At 61.5% G+C, this 17,239-nt stretch carries 17 protein-coding genes; 13 read left to right on the forward strand and 4 right to left on the reverse strand.

Going from position 1 to position 17,239, the window contains the following annotated elements:
* Positions 1-8: 8 nt before the first annotated feature.
* The 3 genes from pdxR to IG629_RS08275 form a co-directional block, all read right to left on the reverse strand.
* Positions 9-1,469, reverse strand: coding sequence for a MocR-like pyridoxine biosynthesis transcription factor PdxR (pdxR, locus tag IG629_RS08265; RefSeq protein ID WP_193171478.1), 1,461 nt, complete (start codon positions 1,467-1,469; stop codon positions 9-11).
* Positions 1,470-1,496: 27 nt separating this feature from the next.
* The gene (locus IG629_RS08270) at positions 1,497-2,888 is read right to left on the reverse strand and encodes an aminotransferase family protein (RefSeq protein WP_193171479.1); all 1,392 of its coding nucleotides are present in this window, start codon (positions 2,886-2,888) and stop codon (positions 1,497-1,499) included.
* A gap of 296 nt (positions 2,889-3,184) precedes the next feature.
* Positions 3,185-5,284, reverse strand: coding sequence for a DEAD/DEAH box helicase (locus IG629_RS08275; protein ID WP_193171480.1), 2,100 nt, complete (start codon positions 5,282-5,284; stop codon positions 3,185-3,187).
* A gap of 327 nt (positions 5,285-5,611) precedes the next feature.
* On the opposite strand from IG629_RS08275, the gene IG629_RS08280 reads away from it, so the two are divergent.
* Both IG629_RS08280 and IG629_RS08285 read left to right on the forward strand, forming a co-directional pair.
* Positions 5,612-6,226: a class I SAM-dependent methyltransferase gene (locus IG629_RS08280; protein WP_193171481.1), complete on the forward strand. Its 615-nt coding sequence runs from the start codon at positions 5,612-5,614 to the stop codon at positions 6,224-6,226.
* 30 nt (positions 6,227-6,256) lie between these two features.
* Positions 6,257-6,724, forward strand: coding sequence for an NUDIX hydrolase (locus IG629_RS08285; RefSeq protein ID WP_193171482.1), 468 nt, complete (start codon positions 6,257-6,259; stop codon positions 6,722-6,724).
* Here IG629_RS08285 and IG629_RS08290 read toward each other — a convergent pair.
* A complete protein-coding gene (locus IG629_RS08290; protein WP_193171483.1) occupies positions 6,663-8,156 on the reverse strand; it encodes an inorganic phosphate transporter in 1,494 nt (497 codons plus the stop codon). The genes IG629_RS08285 and IG629_RS08290 overlap by 62 nt on opposite strands.
* A gap of 400 nt (positions 8,157-8,556) precedes the next feature.
* Between IG629_RS08290 and IG629_RS08295 the strand changes: the two genes are divergently transcribed.
* The 11 genes from IG629_RS08295 (at position 8,557) to IG629_RS08345 (ending at position 17,224) form a co-directional block, all read left to right on the forward strand.
* Positions 8,557-9,480: a LysR substrate-binding domain-containing protein gene (locus IG629_RS08295; RefSeq protein ID WP_193171484.1), complete on the forward strand. Its 924-nt coding sequence runs from the start codon at positions 8,557-8,559 to the stop codon at positions 9,478-9,480.
* 130 nt (positions 9,481-9,610) lie between these two features.
* A complete protein-coding gene (locus tag IG629_RS08300) occupies positions 9,611-10,477 on the forward strand; it encodes a CmcJ/NvfI family oxidoreductase (RefSeq protein ID WP_193171485.1) in 867 nt (288 codons plus the stop codon).
* A gap of 227 nt (positions 10,478-10,704) precedes the next feature.
* Complete coding sequence (gene atpD, locus IG629_RS08305; protein WP_319025043.1) at positions 10,705-12,162, forward strand: F0F1 ATP synthase subunit beta; 1,458 nt, start codon at positions 10,705-10,707, stop codon at positions 12,160-12,162.
* The gene (locus IG629_RS08310) at positions 12,159-12,611 is read left to right on the forward strand and encodes a F0F1 ATP synthase subunit epsilon (RefSeq protein WP_193171487.1); all 453 of its coding nucleotides are present in this window, start codon (positions 12,159-12,161) and stop codon (positions 12,609-12,611) included. The genes atpD and IG629_RS08310 overlap by 4 nt, the downstream gene beginning before the upstream one ends.
* Entirely contained in the window at positions 12,608-12,892 is a 285-nt protein-coding gene (locus tag IG629_RS08315; RefSeq protein ID WP_193171488.1) for an AtpZ/AtpI family protein, read from the forward strand. Before IG629_RS08310 ends, IG629_RS08315 begins: the two co-directional genes overlap by 4 nt.
* A complete protein-coding gene (locus IG629_RS08320; protein WP_193171489.1) occupies positions 12,889-13,176 on the forward strand; it encodes an N-ATPase subunit AtpR in 288 nt (95 codons plus the stop codon). The genes IG629_RS08315 and IG629_RS08320 overlap by 4 nt, the downstream gene beginning before the upstream one ends.
* The gene (locus tag IG629_RS08325) at positions 13,173-13,847 is read left to right on the forward strand and encodes a F0F1 ATP synthase subunit A (RefSeq protein WP_226886539.1); all 675 of its coding nucleotides are present in this window, start codon (positions 13,173-13,175) and stop codon (positions 13,845-13,847) included. The genes IG629_RS08320 and IG629_RS08325 overlap by 4 nt, the downstream gene beginning before the upstream one ends.
* A gap of 9 nt (positions 13,848-13,856) precedes the next feature.
* Complete coding sequence (locus IG629_RS08330; protein ID WP_028465683.1) at positions 13,857-14,099, forward strand: F0F1 ATP synthase subunit C; 243 nt, start codon at positions 13,857-13,859, stop codon at positions 14,097-14,099.
* A gap of 2 nt (positions 14,100-14,101) precedes the next feature.
* Positions 14,102-14,857 (forward strand): F0F1 ATP synthase subunit B family protein, encoded by a 756-nt coding sequence (locus tag IG629_RS08335; RefSeq protein ID WP_193171490.1) that lies wholly within the window; start codon positions 14,102-14,104, stop codon positions 14,855-14,857.
* Positions 14,841-16,379, forward strand: a complete 1,539-nt coding sequence (locus IG629_RS08340; protein ID WP_193171491.1) for a F0F1 ATP synthase subunit alpha — start codon at positions 14,841-14,843, stop codon at positions 16,377-16,379. The genes IG629_RS08335 and IG629_RS08340 overlap by 17 nt, the downstream gene beginning before the upstream one ends.
* Entirely contained in the window at positions 16,376-17,224 is an 849-nt protein-coding gene (locus IG629_RS08345) for a F0F1 ATP synthase subunit gamma (RefSeq protein WP_193171492.1), read from the forward strand. Before IG629_RS08340 ends, IG629_RS08345 begins: the two co-directional genes overlap by 4 nt.
* Positions 17,225-17,239: the final 15 nt, after the last annotated feature.

A 17,239-nucleotide genomic window follows, 5' to 3' on the forward strand; every position in this document is an offset into this window, starting at 1 on the left:
GTAAGAGATCACTTTCTCAGCACCGCCGCGATGCGCTCGATACCTTCGGCGATACGGGCGGAGGGGATCGAGGAATAGGCCAGTCGGTAATATTGGACGTTCTCGTCCGCTGCGTCGAAGAAGGCCTCGCCCGGCTCGATCAGAACGCCTTGGCTGCGCAGTGATAGCGCCAGCTCCGCGGTATTGATGCCGTCCGGAGCCTTCATCCAGAAACTGGAGCCGCCGAAACCGCCGGTTCCCGCCACCTCGAGACCACATTCGCGGATCGCTTTTTCCATCACGGCGCGGCGACGCCCGTAGGCCTTGCCTATGCGATTGACCATGCTGTCGTGATAGCCCCGGGAGAGGAAATAAGTGGTCGTGCGCTGCACGCTTCCCGGCGGATGCCGCAGCACCATGGCCCTGAGCGCCCTCGCCTCCCGGATGAAGGTCGGCGAAGCAACGATGTAGCCGAGCCGCAAACCGGGAAACAGGGATTTCGAAAAGGAGCCGATATAGATCACGGACCCCGCACGATCGAGCGACTTGAGTGCGGGTGTCGGCTGCTGGGCGAAGGACATCTCGAATTCATAATCGTCCTCGACAATGATGAAATTGCGCTCTGACGACAGCCGCAACAGCTCCAGCCGCCGGCTCATCGGCATTGTCGTGTTGGTCGGACACTGATGGCTTGCCGTCGTGAAGACGACGCTGAGCTGATCGGGCAGCCGTTCCGGCGGCAGACCGTTCTCGTCGACATCGATCGGCACGGTCCGGCAGGCACTATGCCGCAGCACTTTCCTGAGGCCAGGATAACAGGGGTTCTCGATAGCTGCCGTGCGATCCCCTGTGAGCAGCAGCTGCGTGCAGATCCAGATGGCATTCTGGGCGCCGAGCGTGAGCAGGACTTCCTCGGGCCGGGCCGAGATCCCTCGCCGTGGCAGCACGTTCCGCACGATATATTCGATCAGTTTCGGATCGTCCTGCTCATACCGGTCCGCCGTAACCTCTTCGAAGTCCTTGCGGCCATGCGCTTCCAAAGCGCAACGGCGCCAGTTGTCATGGTCGAACAGACTTGGATCCGGCTGTCCGTAAATGAAGGGGAATTCGTAGTCGCGCCAGTCCGGCGGCCGAAACAGATTCATTGGATCGGAATAACGAGCCCCGAGCGCCCGCTGCCAGTCGACTGTCTCAAGCCGCGCCGTATCGCCGAGCTTATAATCGGGAGGGCGCGGCGCATTCTCGGAAATGAAGTGGCCGGACCTGCCCCGGGACGTCAGATATTCGCTCGCCACCAGTTCCGCATAGGCCAGCGTCACCGTCACACGGCTCACGCCGAGCTGCTGCGCCAGCATGCGGCTCGACGGCATCTTGTCCCCAGGCAGGAAACGGCCAGCCAGGATTCCCTGGCTGACCATCTGCTGGATCTGTTTCTGCAATGTTCCGCCGAACTGCGGATCGAGGTGAAACTGTGTCGCCTTGATACCCATCAGCGGAACACCGGCAGCCGGGAGCGTTTATTTTCCGGAACCGAACACGGCCGTCAGGGCATTGTCGATGGCGCCAGTGATCTGGTCGATGTCCGACTTGGTGGCAATCAGTGCCGGGGACAGGCAGAGCGTGTTGTTGTAGCCCGGGATCGACCGGTTGGTGACGCCAATGAGCACGCCCTCGGCATTGCAGTGACCGACCACGGCCTGGCCCTTGATCTCGTCCACCGGCTCCTTGGTCTCCCGGTCCGCGACCAGCTCAGCACCCCAGAAGAGGCCCTTGCCGCGCACGTCGCCGATTACCGGATGCTTGTCCTTCAGAGCGAGCAGGTTTTGCTCCAGACGGGCGCCCATGGCGGTCGTGTTCGCCAGCAAATCTTCGTCCTCGATGATGCGCATGTTCTCGAGCGCCGCGGCCGGTCCCGACGTGCAGCCGCCGAAGGTCGAGATGTCGCGGAAATAGCTCATCGGATCGGACGCGTCGGCCTTGAAGAGATCGAAGACAGCTTCCGTGGTCACGGTGCAGGAGATCGCCGCATAGCCCGACGCAACGCCTTTCGCCATGGTGACGATGTCCGGCTTGATGCCGTAATGCTGATAGCCGAACCATTCGCCGGTCCGGCCGACGCCGCAGACCACTTCATCGAGAATCAACAGAATGCCATACTTGGTGCAGATCTCCTGGACCCGCTCCCAATAGCCTTTCGGCGGGGTGATGACGCCACCGCCTGCGGTAATGGTCTCAAGGCAGAGGCCGCCAATGGTGTCCGGGCCTTCACGCAGAATGACTTCCTCGATCGCATCGGCGGCACGCTCGCCGTAATTCTCAACCACGCCATACTGGTTGCGATATTCGAGGCAATGCGGCACATCCACAAAGCCCGGCGTGAACGGGCCGTAATGGGCCTGGCGCTGCGGCTGACCGGCTGCCGAGAGGGCGGTGATGGTGGTGCCGTGATAGTCCCGCTCCCGATAGAGGATCTTGGACTTCTTGCCTCCATGGTGCTGCGCGGAGATCTGGCGCACCATCTTGAAGGCCTTCTCGTTCGCTTCCGAGCCGGAGTTCGAATAATAGACGCGGGTCATGCCCGGCATCTTGGAGATCAGGCGCTCGGAGAAGCGGGCGCCCGGAACAGACCCGAGGGCGCCTGCGAAATAGTTCATCTTCACGAGCTGATCGCGTACGGCGTCGGCGATGGTATCGCGGCCATAGCCGACATTCACCGTCCAGACGCCGCCGGACACCGCGTCGAGATGTTCCTTGCCGGTGATATCCCAGACGCGCATCCCCTTGCCTTCGACGATGATCTTCGGATCTACCGTCTCGAACATCTTGTGCTGCATCAGATGATGCCAGACATGCGCCTTGTCGGAGGCGACGACATCGGAAAGATCGTTTTCGAATTGCGTGGTGCTCATGGCGCAGGGTCTCCAAGGTCCGGCCGCAGGAAAATGCCGGCCAAATGAAATCGTCAGGTCGCAGAATTACACAGTCGCGGCGCGAACCATAAGTCCAGATTGCACCTGCGGATAAGACCAGAATATCCGAGCCTGCGATGGAGCGGAAACAAAACAAGCGCCGGACAGAAGTCCAGCGCTTGTCTGATTTCGTTTACCCGCTCTTTGTAACCACTTACCAGCGATCATATGGGCCAGCGATCACACAGGCCGGTGATCATATTGGCGCCTAGCAAAACCCTGCGGCTCTGTCAGCCTTAATCGACCCACGGCGCCTTCGGCTTGGACTCACCCTTGCGGTGCGGTTTCTTGGTGCCGGACTTGCCTTTCGGCTTACCCGGTTTGCCCTCTCCGGCTTTCGGTTTGCCGGACTTGGCATGCCCCGGTTTCCCGTCACCGGATTTCGCATGTGCGGGCTTTGCATGTCCCTCACGCGGCTTGCCGAATTTCCCGCCCGGCTTGCCCGCGCCATCCTTCGGCTTTCTGGGCTTCTTTGCCTTGTAATCCGGAGCCGGCCGCTCATCGGGAGCGGAGGCCGGCGCCGCGTCAGCGGCTTCCGTGACAACATCCGCGGCAGGGCGGCCCTGAGGCGCGCGCTTGTCCCGCTGACGCTTCATCGGACGATCGCCCGGTTCCGCATCGGCCCGAGGCCTGCGGGGCGGACGCGGGGCACGCGGCTCCGACGATGTCTCCTGTTCAGCAGGAGCGCCGGACATCCGGTCCACCGTGATGCTCTTCTCTACCTTGCGGCTCGGGCCAACCGCCGCCAGAAACTTGTCGACTGCCTTGGGGTGCAGCTCGACGTGGGTTTCGGTTTCCTGGATCTTGATCGCGCCAACATCAGACTTGGTGATGTCGCCGGTGCGGCACAGCATCGGCAACAGCCAGCGCGCTTCCGCCTTGTGGTTCCGGCCGACCGAGAGGCGGATCCATACACCGTCCTCGAAATCCTGCCGGCGCTTGCGCGGCTCACCGCGGTCGCCACGATCCCCCCGGTCACCACGATCCCCGCGCTCTCCACGGTCGTAACGCTCACCGCCCGAGGGATCGTTCATCAGCTCTTCAGGTGCCGGCAGCCCGGCCATGCGCTTACGCAGGAACGCGATGGCGACGGCTTCGGCGTCATAACGAGAGAGCAGCTCCGTCGCGAAAGCGCGTTCTTCCTCGGTGGTCTCGCCGCTCAGATCCGCATCTTCCAGAATACGCTTGCGATCCAGCGCCAGAATCTCATCCGCGGTCGGCGGTTTGCCCCAGGTCGCCTTGATATTGGCATTGGACAGCATGCGCTCGGTCTGGCGCCGGCGGGAATAGGGTACGATCAGGGTGGAGACACCCTTGCGCCCGGCCCGGCCGGTACGACCACTCCGGTGCAGCAGGGATTCCTGGTTCTTCGGCAGATCCGCATGGATCACCAGTTCCAGGTTCGGCAGATCGATTCCGCGGGCCGCCACGTCGGTGGCGACACAGACCTGCGCCCGGCCATCCCGCAACGCCTGCAGGGCGTGGGTCCGCGCGCTCTGGCTCAACTCGCCCGACAGAGCAACAACCGAGATGCCCCGATTGGTGAAGCGGCTGGTCAGGTGGTTCACTGTCGCACGGGTGCTGCAGAAGACGATGGTCGTGACCGCATCCGAATGCCGCAGCACGTTGATGATCGCGTTTTCCCGATCATTCGGCGCGCAGGCCAAAGCCCGGTATTCGATATCGACATGCTGGTTCCGCTCCCCAGCCGTGGAGATACGAACCGCATCCTTCTGATAACGCTTGGCGAGAGAGGCGATGGTCCGGGGCACAGTGGCCGAGAACATCAGTGTCCGGCGGGTTTCCGGCGAGGATTTCAGGATGAATTCCAGATCCTCCCGGAAGCCGAGATCGAGCATCTCATCGGCCTCGTCCAGCACGATAGCTTTCATGCCAGACATGTCCAGCGACCGGCGCTCGACATGATCGCGCAATCGTCCGGGCGTACCGACGACAATATGTGCGCCACGCTGCAGCGCCATGCGTTCGGTCCGCATATCCATGCCGCCGACGCAGGACACCACCGAGGCGCCGGTGAATTCATAGAGCCATTCCAGCTCTCGCTTGACCTGCAGGGCCAGCTCGCGGGTCGGTGCGACAGCCAAGGCAACTGGAGAGGATACCCGCTCGAAGCGTTCGGCATCGCCCAGCAGGGTCGGTGCCATGGCCAGCCCGAAAGCAACCGTCTTGCCGGAGCCAGTCTGAGCCGAGACCAGAGCGTCGGCATCCTGCATTTCGTTGGTAATGACCGCCTGCTGAACCGGGGTCAGCGTCTCGTAACCGCGCTTCGCCAATGCCTTACCGAGCGCCGGAACAACGCCTTCAAATTCTGTCATGTCATGTCTTTCGGAATGCCTGCGATCGACCGTTCGGGAACCATGTTTCCCCCGGTGGGATCGGCAGTGCGGCGCCTTGCGCGCGTGATCGAATTAAAGTGGCGCGCAACATAGGCGGGTAAGAGCCGGATGTACAGCGCTCCGGCGCGCATACCTGCTGAGCATTTCCGGTACCGCGACGCCATTGCGTGTTGCGCCAGACGCAATGCTTGAACGGCACCGCCTCCGCAAATTCAACATGTTCGTCTGACAAGTACCGTCCGTAATTCATTGTACGTTTCAAGCTCTAAAGGCACACTGAAAGCTGATTCGAGAGGATAGCAGAACGTGGTTTCACAAGCAGAATCGCAGCCTGAAGGCGCGCAGCAGGCACTCAAGCTCAATCTTGGCTGCGGCAAGGTGATCCGCGACGGCTGGGTAAATCATGACATCATGCCCGGGCCGGGCGTCGACGTAATTTACGATCTTGAGACATGCGGGATCGAACCGTTTCCGCTCCCGGATGATTCAGTCGAAGAGATCCATGCATCGCATCTGATCGAACATATCGACCGTGTGCTGCCATTCATGCAGGAGATGTGGCGGATCGCGAAAAACGATTGCCGGTTCGAGCTCAAGCTGCCTTTCGGCGCGACCGACATGGCCTGGGCCGATCCGACCCACAAGCGGCCCTATTTCATTCGCAGCTTCGATTATTTTCAACAGCCGTTCTATAATTTCGCGGATTACGGCTATCGCGGCGATTGGGGTACCGACGAAGTCACCTTCCTCATCCCGAAGAGCGTCGCCGGATCGAACACCGCTGAAGAGCTGATGCACCGGATCAACACGGAGCGCAATCTGGTGGCGGAAATGCAGGTCAACCTGATCGCCTTCAAGCCCATGCGGCCGAACGACCGGGCCCTGATGACCATACCCAAGGTCAATTTGAACATCGTTTGAGTACAAGAAGCCCGGAACAAGGACAAACAGATGCATCGCGTTGGAATCATCCCGTTCGATATCAGAGATGATCTGCTGGCCATTCTTTTCGTCACGTCCCAGACGCGTGGCAGATGGATCCTGCCGAAGGGAAAGCCAAAGAAAGACGAAAGCCTTGCCGAGGCATGCCTACGGGAGGGCTTCGAGGAAGCCGGCATTCGCGGCGTGGTCCTGGAAGACTTTCCAATGACCCACGTCGTGACCAAGCTGACGGATAGCGGCAAGCTCGAAATCCCGGTGACCTATTTCCCACTGCTTGTCACCGAGCAGGCCGACGACTGGCCTGAAAAGAAATTCCGCCAGCGGCACTGGGCCCTGTTAGAGGATGCACCACGCGTCGCATACCCAGAGGATTTTCATCTTGTCCTCGGACAATTCGACTCTCTCGGACGTTGGATCAGAGAAGCTGCAAGAGAGCATAAACCGCAGACGCAACCAGAGCTGATGCCGGCACAGTAATAATCCAGGCCGCCGCGATCGACAGCACGAACCGGCGCCGGACCAATCGCCGCACCGATTTGTAGTCGCGGCTGTTAAAAGCCTCTTCAGCTGTATCGTTCAGCTTGTGCCCGGGACGTACCCGCCGCTTGTTCGGGTTTTCCAGGAATTCGCGCAGGAACCCGACACCAAACACCGCACCGACCGCGATATGGGTCGAGCTGACCGGAAGGCCGAGGGTGGTCGCGATCAGAACCGTGACGGCGGCGGACAATGCCACACAATAGGATCGCGGCGAATTCAGCCGCGTGATTTTCTCACCGACGACCGCGATCAGTTTAGGTCCGAACAAGCCGAGCCCGAAGGCGATGCCGAACGCGCCGATTGCCATCACCCAGACCGGTATCGACACCTTGCTTTCAATCCCGGCCCCTTCCCCAACGGTGGAGACGATGGCCGCGAGCGGGCCGACAGCATTGGCGACGTCATTCGCACCATGCGCGAAGGACAACAGCGCGGCGCCGGCAATCAGCGGCAGATCGAACAGCTTGTTCACGTCCTTGCGGGTGTTCTCGAGAGAGAGAACACGTCGGCTGATATAAGGTCTGGACAGCAGATAGGCGGCAAGAAACGCCAGCACCGAATAAAAGACCATCTCGACAACGGACGGATGCCAGATCTTCTTCAGACCCTTCATCGCCATGTAGGCAGCGAACGCCGCCGCCATAAGACCGATCAGGACCGGAACCCACACTTTCGCCGCCGCGAGACGGTCCTCGACATTAAGGATCTTCTTCTTGATTGCGAACAGGATCGCCGCCGCGAAAAGCGCCCCGAACATGGGCGAGATCACCCAGCTCGCGGCAATCGCCGCCATGGTCGACCAGTTCACCAGTCCGAATCCCGCGGCCGCGATACCCGCACCGAGCACGCCGCCCACGATCGAATGGGTCGTTGAAACCGGCGCATTCAGGATTGTGGCGAAATTGATCCAGAGCGCAGCAGCAAACAGCGCGCTCAGCATGAGGTTTCGGAATTCACCGACGCTGACATCTCCGCCGGGAGAAATGATCCCCTTGGAAACAGTCTTCACCACCTCGCCGCCTGCCAGCAATGCGCCCGCGCTCTCGCAGATGGCAGCGATCACAACCGCACTGAAAACAGTCAGCACTCTGCCGCCGACGGCCGGACCCATATTGTTCGCGACATCGTTGGCGCCGATATTGAGCGCCATATATCCCCCGACGACCGCGGCGACCACGACGATCAACCAGTCTTCGCCAAGAGCGTTCTGCGTACTCGCGACATACAGCCCAACCACGGCCAGAAAGACGACTGACAGCCCCAGAGGGACGGTTACGCCTTTGAGATCGAAGAACTGCGATTGGAAAAAGCTGAACCGGCGAAGATCGTTAACGTAGCGATTTTCGGTTTTTCTGGAATTCGAAGACACTGAAATGACTGCCTATGCGTCTGTCTAAGCGAGATCGTGGATCTTCATGCCAACCGTCCTGGAATGGGCGTTTATCCATTCGCTCCGCGACGGCCGGGGTCGCGCTGACCTAGCAGAGTTGAACGTTTTCCACCACTGAAATGCTCAATTTTTCATTTCGAATAACGCAAGAAAAGTTGGTTTTAATTTTCGTACGAACAAACCAACTGTTGCCGCGCTCCTGCCAGTGCCGGTTTTTATACCGGAGTTTTTCTGACTGCAGGCTCACGTAGCCTGCACTTCAAACATAGCCCTCAAGCATGCTTCGATAACCGGCGCGCGTTGGCCAAGCCTGAAGGGTATCAACGGGACGTTCACTCAAAGGCTCGGCACGACATAGGACTTGAGATATATTTCAGGAATGACGTCACAGGAAACCCGCCTCCCCCCCTTTCGCTCGCTCCTGGCATTCCGAGCCGCTGCAACGCATGACCGGCTCGCAGATGCCGCTGTCGCGCTTGGCGTTACGGAGTCCGCGGTCAGCCACCAGATCAGGCAACTGGAGACCCTGCTGCAGGCTCAACTGTTCGACCGCACGAGCCGGCGGCTCGTGTTGACGGAAACCGGGGCCCGATATCTCGCCCGCATCGACCCCGCCATCCGTGAACTGGAAGCCGCGACCGAAGCCGTGCGTCCTTCCGACGGACGGGCCATTGTCCGGCTGACATTGCCGACCTCGATGGCCGCGACCTGGCTGCTTCCCCGACTTGGCGCATTCGAAGCAGCGAACCCCGATCTCGACATACAACTGGTCCCGACGACACGGGTCGTCGATCTTGAGCGCGACCAGGTGGACATAGCCATCAGGTACGGCCGCGGGAACTGGCCGAATGTCGATAAAACCTTTCTCTTCGACGATCATGCGACACCGGTTGCCGCGCCGGGATACGTGCCGGCGGGTGAGCAGGACATTGAAGAAATTCTGAAGAAATCACGCCTGATCGTCATTCGCAGCATTCCGGACGAATGGCAGGAATGGGCCAAGGCACGCGGCCTTGCGCCGCCGGACCTGAGAGGCGCGCTGGAACTCGACGCGATCGAACAGGGACTGCAGGTCGCCGAAGCCGGACATGGCATAACCATCGGTCGGGCTCCCTATATCGAAGAACGCCTTGCCAGCGGCGCCCTGGTGACGCCTTTCGGTGCGACAGCTCCCTCCGGAGCCGCATTCTATCTCTGCCAGCCGGCCGGTCTCCCCCCACCCGCACGAACGCTGAGGGTGAAACGCTGGTTGCTTGAACAGGCCGACGCAAGCCGCGCGAAGCTTGAACCCTCCCGTCCGTGATACAGCCCCCTGTCTCTTGAATTGTTCTCAAGTCATATTGAATTCTTCTCTTTTGTGTTCCGCTCTTTCAGGGCCTATCTGAGGTGCCATCACAGCAGGCCGGCATGCGGCGGCCAGAAGGAGAAAAACGATGGCGAGTGTTGTTCAGGACCACATCAACGATCCAGTTTCAGAAGGCGCCGCGAATGTCGTGGCTCCGCTGACATTCATTGTTCCCCAGGCGGAAAAGCCTGCGCTTTACAGTGCGGCCTTTACCGGCGGCGCACCTGACTTCCGCTTCGCCGTCGAGGATCACGACGTTCTGGTGGCGGATATGCGGCCCCATGCCGGATCGTTCACCCTCGACAAGGAAGGTTTCGCGCTCCGAACTGTACCGACGGAAACAGCGGACCTCTATGACGACGCTACAGTTGGGACGGGATATTTCGACGAAATCCGCAGTCTCCTGATGGAAGAATTCGACGCCAGTCAGGTGGCCATCTTCGATGCGACCCGACGCTCCGATGGCGGTAAAGGCGCCAGCAACAAGGATGGCAACCGTGGCCCGGCGCCGCGCATCCATGTGGATTACACGGCAAAGAGCGGCCCGCAGCGCGCCCGCGATGTGTTCGGTGCCGACGCGTTCGACGGCCTGTTGAATTCCGGTGCGCGCATCCTCCAGGTCAATGTCTGGCGGCCGATCCGCGGACCGGTGCAGCGCTCCCCCCTTGCCCTTGCGGACGCAACCAGCGTCAAGGCGGCTGACCTGGTCGCGACGGATCAGGTCTTCCCGGACCGGGTCGGCGAGATCTATCACCTGTCCCACGACAAGGATCAGCGCTGGTATTACGTCCCCGAAATGACCCGGGACGAGGTGCTGCTGATCAAGGGATGGGACAGCATTGAGGACGGCCGCGCACAATTCACACCGCACAGTGCGTTCCCCCTGCCGACCCAGACCAACGACACCCCAGCGAGAGAAAGCATCGAGGTTCGCACATTCGTGGTGATCGAATAGGCTGAACAGGCGATGCGTGCAGCTCCGGAACCGCACGCATCGCCGTCACCTGATCGCAGGAGAGGCTGAAAACGCGGCCGTGCCCGGATGCCCCCCATGCGATTGATAAGGATCAATGCCCCGTGTCGTGATCTGGATCATATTGATATCAATCGGCTTACGTTCCGGGCACACTCTCTACCTATCGTCAGCGCTCGGAACGACGTACCGGACATTGGGGTTTGGGTGTGCACGACAAAGCGATCGAAGATTCCCAATCGCATTCTGCGGCCGGAGAGGTTGTCGCGATCCATGGGTCGGTGATCGACATCCGGTTTCCACCGGACCGGATGCCATCGCTTGGCGACGCCGTTTCGATTGCAGAAGATTCGGGCCCGTCCCTGATCGCTGAAATCCAGATTCATCTCGATGCCGTGACCGCTCGCGCTGTCGCGCTCGGGAATACCGCCGGCCTGAAACGCGGAACACCGGTCCAGACAACGGGCGCCCCCCTGCAGGTTCCTGTCGGAGAGGCGGTTCTCGGCCGCCTCATCAACGTCATTGGCGAGCCTGTGGACGCGGGCGCACCCTTTCCCGCCGACGTGCCGCGAAAGCCGATCCACGGCCCTGCACCGGCTCTGTCACAGCAGGGCAATCAGCCCGAAATGTTTCACACAGGCATCAAGGTCATCGACCTGCTTGCCCCCCTGATCAAAGGTGGCAAGGCCGCCATGTTCGGCGGGGCCGGGGTCGGCAAGACGGTGCTGATCATGGAACTGATCCGGACCACGGTTGAACGGCATTCCGGCATATCGGTCTTTGCCGGTATCGGCGAACGCTCGCGCGAGGGCCATGAACTCCTGCTGGAACTGCGGCAGTCCGGCGTGCTGGACCGCACAGCCCTGGTCTTCGGGCAGATGAACGAGCCGCCCGGTGCACGGTGGCGCGTTGGGCTGACCGGGCTCGCCATCGCGGAGCACTTCCGCGACGACATCCATGAAAACGTTCTTCTGCTGGTGGACAATGTCTACCGTCTGGTCCAGGCGGGCGGAGAGATATCCGGTCTGCTGGGACGCCTGCCGTCCCGTGTCGGATACCAGCCCACCCTGAGCAGCGAGATTGCCGAGTTCGAGGAGCGCATCGCCTCGGTTCCCGGAGCAGCCATCACCTCGATCCAGGCAGTCTATGTTCCGGCGGACGATTTCACCGACCCGGCTGTGGCCGAGATCTTCGGCCATCTCGATTCTTCGATCGTGCTGTCGCGGGAGATGGCAAGCGAAGGCATGTATCCCGCCGTCGAGCCGCTCGCCTCAACATCGAGCCTGCTCGATCCGCGCTTGGTGGGCGACTTGCACTACACGACCGCTCAAGAGGTCCGAAAGGCGATCGCCCACTACCGCGACCTGCAGAAAATCATCGCCCTGCTGGGGATCGAGGAGTTGAGCGCGACCGACCGCCGCCTGGTCGGCAGGGCCCGTCGGCTCATGCGGTTCCTCACCCAGCCTTTCATGGTAACCACCGCCTTCACCGGGAAGGCGGGCCGAGCGGTGGAGCTGGACGCCACGATTGCCGGATGCCGCGCCATTCTGGACGGCGAAACAGACGACTGGGCCGAACGGTCCCTCTATATGGTCGGCGATCTCGATGAGGCACGGAGAAGAGAAGCTCCCCTCGAAGGCACGCACGCCAGGGCGGAGGCATCATGAACCTGACAATCGCCACGCCGCTCGAGATCGTCATCGACGGAGCCGATGTAAGCCACCTTCGGGCGGAGGACGAAACCGGTGCATTCGGCCTTCTTCCCGGGCATGCGGACTTTCTGACCGAACTCGCGATTTCGGTCATTACCTGGCGCGATGCGGACGGTATCGAGCACCATGTCGCGGTCCGCGGCGGCATGCTGAACGTGCGCGACGGGGCATCGATCAAAATAGCCACGCGCGAGGCCGTGCCGGGAGACGATCTGCAGCATCTGGAGACCGAGGTCCTTGACCGTTTCCGGCGCCACGTCTCTGAGGAAAAATCCGCCAGAACCGATGCGCATAGGCTTTATCTCGCAGCGATTCAGCAGATCGTCACCGCCTTGCGGCCCAACGCGTCCGGCATTCCAGGCCAGAGCCTTGCGTCAGGAAGTCTGCCCGAGGAGGGCGTATGAGCGGCGCGCAGGATCAGAACAACCAGCTGGAAAAGGCGGTGCGCACCCGAAAGGAGAGGCGCGCGCTCTGGGAACGCGAAGGCGAACGGTCCATCGCCCATAATCTGGCGATGATAGGGGCCCTCGGCTGGACGATCGTAATTCCGCCGCTCATCGGGGTTTTCATCGGTCGCTGGATGGACGGAATATTTGCAAGCGGCGTGTTCTGGACCCTCGGACTTCTGGTCCTGGGGCTTAGCCTCGGTTGCTGGCTCGCGTGGTCAAGGATGCACAAAGAATGAACGGAGCGGACACAATCACAACAGTCGCGCTTGCCGTCGCCATAGCCGCAGGAGGCATGGCTCTGGGCCTCGCCTATTTCTTCGCCCTCGGACGGACGGTGGACGCCTTGGTCGGCGAACGGCACACAGTCAGGGTTGTCGGGTTGACCGTGTTGCGGATCGGCGGCGCCATCGCTCTGCTGACCGTACTCGCGCAATTCGGCCCGGTGATGCTTCTCAGTGGGTTTGCCGGCTTTCTCGGCGCACGCCTGATCGCAACGCGTCGCGCAAGGAGAGCCGGATGATGGATGCATCGCCCCTGACCAGCACGATCCTGTTCCATATAGGCCCGATCCCGATCAGCCAGGCCGTCGTGACCACTTGGGGCCTCATGCTGGTGCTGCCGCTGGGATCATGGCTGCTGACGCGAGGGCTCGGCCGGGAACCCGGCCGCCTGCAGGCAGTACTCGAAACCGTTGTTGTCGGGATTCTGGAACAGATCAGTGAGGTTGCGGGCAAGTCCGCACGGTCATTGCTGCCCCTGCTCGCCACGCTGTTCCTGTTCATCGCCACCGCCAATTCGACCAGCATCCTGCCCGGCATGGAAGCCCCGACCGCCAGGATAGAAACTGCTGCGGCTCTGGCAGCGGTCGTCTTTGTATCGGTGCATTTCTATGGCATCCGCGCCCGGGGACTGCTCGGCTATCTGGCCGGGTTTGCCAAGCCGAAGCTGATCATGCTGCCGCTCAATCTGTTGTCGGAGTTCACCCGAACGCTTTCGCTGACGGTACGGCTCTTCGGGAACGTGATGAGCGGCGAATTCATGATTGCGCTGGTGCTCGCCCTTGCGGGGCTCTTCGTTCCAATCCCGCTCATGGCCCTGGAGCTGCTTCTGGGACTGGTTCAGGCTTATATCTTCACCGTTCTGGCCGGCGTCTTCATCGGGGCGGCCATCAACGCCCAGCAACAGACCTGAGGAGGTAATGTGGACCACGAATTTATCAGCATATTTGCCGCCGCGTTCGTCGTCTCGTTCGGCGCACTCGGCCCGGCTCTCGCCGAAGGGAGGGCGGTTGCCGCGGCGATGGACGCCATTGCCCGCCAGCCCGAAGCCGCAGGAACCATATCCAGAACCCTGTTCGTCGGTCTGGCAATGATCGAGACAACCGCGATCTACTGTCTCGTCATCGCCCTGCTGCTCCTGTTCGCAAATCCTTACGTAGGATAGTCATGTCGTTCGACTGGTGGACCTTCGGACTGCAGACAGTCAACTTCGTCATCCTTGTATGGCTGCTGCATCGATTTCTATACAAGCCGGTATTGCGGTTCGTCGACGCGCGCCGGGCCGACATCGACAAGGAACACGCCGAAGCAAAGCGTATCCAGCAGGAAGCACAGTCCGAGCTGAAACGAATTCACACGGCGCGATCCGAAACCGAGGCAGAGCGTGAAGCCGTGCTCGCCGCCGCCCGAACCGAGGCGGAGATACAGGCAGCGGCGCGCCTTGCCCAGGCCGAAAACGATGCGGAGGAGCTTGAAACGCAGGCCCGGAAATCTTTGCAGGCCGAGCGCGACGCAGCTGCGGGCGAGACGCGGAAGATCGCGCTCGATCTCGGGATGGACGTCGCACGCCGCCTGCTGCAGGAGGTACCGGCGGACCTGAGGATGGCAACCTGGCTCGACCGCATCGAAAATCATATGAACGCCCTGGAACCCGGCAAACGTGACGCCCTGCTCGTCGGCCCGGCCAGCACGGGGCGGTTACGGGTGATCGGCGCCATTCCCTTACCGAAGGCCAGTATGGAGCGATGGAGAGAGCGCCTGATTGCTATCCTTGGAGACGACCTGGAGATCGAGTTCGCCCATGACCCGGACCTTATCGCCGGTGTAGAGCTGCATTTCCCTGGCGCTATTCTGCATTTCTCCTGGCGCGGCACTCTGAACGCGATGCGGGTGGAGATGACCGCCGATGCCGACGCTCGCTGACGACCTGCGCCGGTGGGCGGCAAAGAACCGGGCGCATATCGAGGAAGCCTCGATGACCCCCTGGGTCGAGCCCGTCGGCCGGGTGCTGCGCGCCGGAGACGGCGTCGCCACGGTTTCCGGCTTGCCGGAGACCCGGCTGGATGAGTTGCTGGTATTCGAGGGCGGTGTAAGGGGGCTCGTCGTCAGTCTCGGAGAGACGGAAATCGGCTGCGTGCTGCTTGGCGACCCCGCCTTGATTTCTGCCGGAAGCGAAGTGCGCGGCACTGGAGAAGTTGCGCGGGTGCCGGTGGGAGACGCCCTGCTCGGACGGATCGTCGATCCCCTTGGCGCCCCCCTCGACGACGGTGCGCCAATTGCGCAAGCCGCCTTCAACCCTGTCGAGCAGCCGGCCCCACAAATTATTGACCGCGCCCTGATTGAACGCCCCCTGGCAACCGGGTTGCTTGCGATAGACGCCATGGTCCCGCTCGGCCGGGGTCAACGCGAACTGATCATCGGCGACCGCGGAACCGGCAAGACCGCCGTTGCGGTCGACACCATCATCAATCAAAAATCCAGCGACGTGATCTGCGTCTATGCCGCAATTGGCCAGAAAGCTTCCACCGTCGCCCAGGTGATCGACGCGGTGCGGCGCTACGGCGCGCCCGAGCGGTGTCTCTTCGTCGTTGGCGAGGCCGATGCCCCCCCCGGCCTGCAATGGCTGACACCCTATTCCGCCTGCACCATGGCCGAATACTGGATGAACAAGGGGCACGACGTCCTGCTGATCATGGACGAGCTGACCAAGCATGCCGCGGTCTACCGTCAGGTCTCGCTGTTGCTGCGCCGACCGCCGGGACGTGAAGCCTATCCGGGCGACATCTTCTACATCCATTCGCGATTGCTCGAGCGCGCTGCCCGGCTCTCACCGGAACGGGGCGGCGGCTCGCTGACAGCCCTGCCGATCGCCGAGACCCAGGCCGGCAATATCAGCGCCTACATCCCGACCAACCTGATCTCCATCACGGACGGCCAGATCTATCTGGACCCCTCCCTGTTCCATGAAGACCAGAAGCCAGCTGTCGATATCGGCAAGAGCGTCTCCCGCGTTGGCGGAAAGACCCAGGCGCCGGTGATCAAGGCCTTCTCGGCAAGCCTGCGGCTGGACTACGCACAGTTTCTCGAACTTGAGGTCTTTACCCGGTTCGGCACCATGGTCGATGACCGCACCCGGAAGAACATCGAACACGGACGGCGGATCCGCGCGATACTGCGCCAGCGCCAGTTCGCCCCGCTCCCACTGGGAGAACAGGTTGCCCTGCTCTTCGCCCTCTCCGAAAATCTGCTCGACGATGTACCCATGGACCGGATCGATGCGTTCCGGGACGCCCTGTCTTCCTGGCTCGTTCAGGACGCTCCGGACATCCTCACGCTCGACGATCAAGCCAAGTCCCTGACTGACCAGCAGCGCCAGCGCCTGCATGAAGGCATCGCCGCTCTGGCGGCATCGACACGCGGAACGGCCCCGGCGGACACAAGATGACCCGCCTCGCAGAGATCGAGGCGCAGATTTCCGGCATGGGAGATCTGCAGAACATCATCGCGGCCATGCGGTCGCTCTCCGGCATGCGCCTCAGGGAAGCGCAGCGTGCGGTTCCCGGTATTCGGCAATATGCCGAGGTTGTCGCCGGCGGAATCGCCGACACACTCTCCATGGTGCATGGCAGGACGGATAAACCGGAAGCAAAGCCGGGCCCGACCGCCATCATCCTCTGCGCGTCCGAACACGGCTTCGTGGGCGGTTTCAATGACAGAGTTGTGGAGGCGGCACTGAATGCCCTCGGTCCGCGGGACAAACTGTTCGTGCTCGGCAGCCGCGGCGCGGCACGCGCGACGGAAATGAACCGCACCCCAGCCTGGTTTGGACCGATGGCGACCCGGCCGGATGCAGTGTCGGCGGTGGTACAGCGCTTATCGGAAGAGCTGTTTCGCCAGATCGCGGCACGCGAAATCACCCGTGTGGAGGCTATATTTTCCTCCTCGAGGCAAGGAACCGCCTCGACCGTTGAGCGCCGGCCGCTGCTTCCGCTCGATGTCCACATCCGGCAAACAAAGCAGAAGCATCAAGCTCCGCTCCACAACATGGCCCCGGCAAAGCTGCTTGAAAAACTGACGGAAGAGTATGTCTTCGCACGCCTGACTGAAGCGGCGGTGGAGTCGATCTCCGCTGAAAATGCCGCCCGGCTCTCGGCTACACAGGCGGCACACGACAATATCTCAACCATGCTGACTGCTCTGCAGAGCAATGCACGGCAGTCACGGCAATCCGAAATCACCACCGAGATCCTGGAGCTTGCCGTCGGAGCAGCGATGGTCGGCGACCAATAGCGCCGTGAATTTCCG

Origin of the sequence: Nisaea nitritireducens (assembly GCF_014904795.1) — a bacterium.
Classification (GTDB): Bacteria; Pseudomonadota; Alphaproteobacteria; order Thalassobaculales; family Thalassobaculaceae; genus Nisaea; species Nisaea nitritireducens.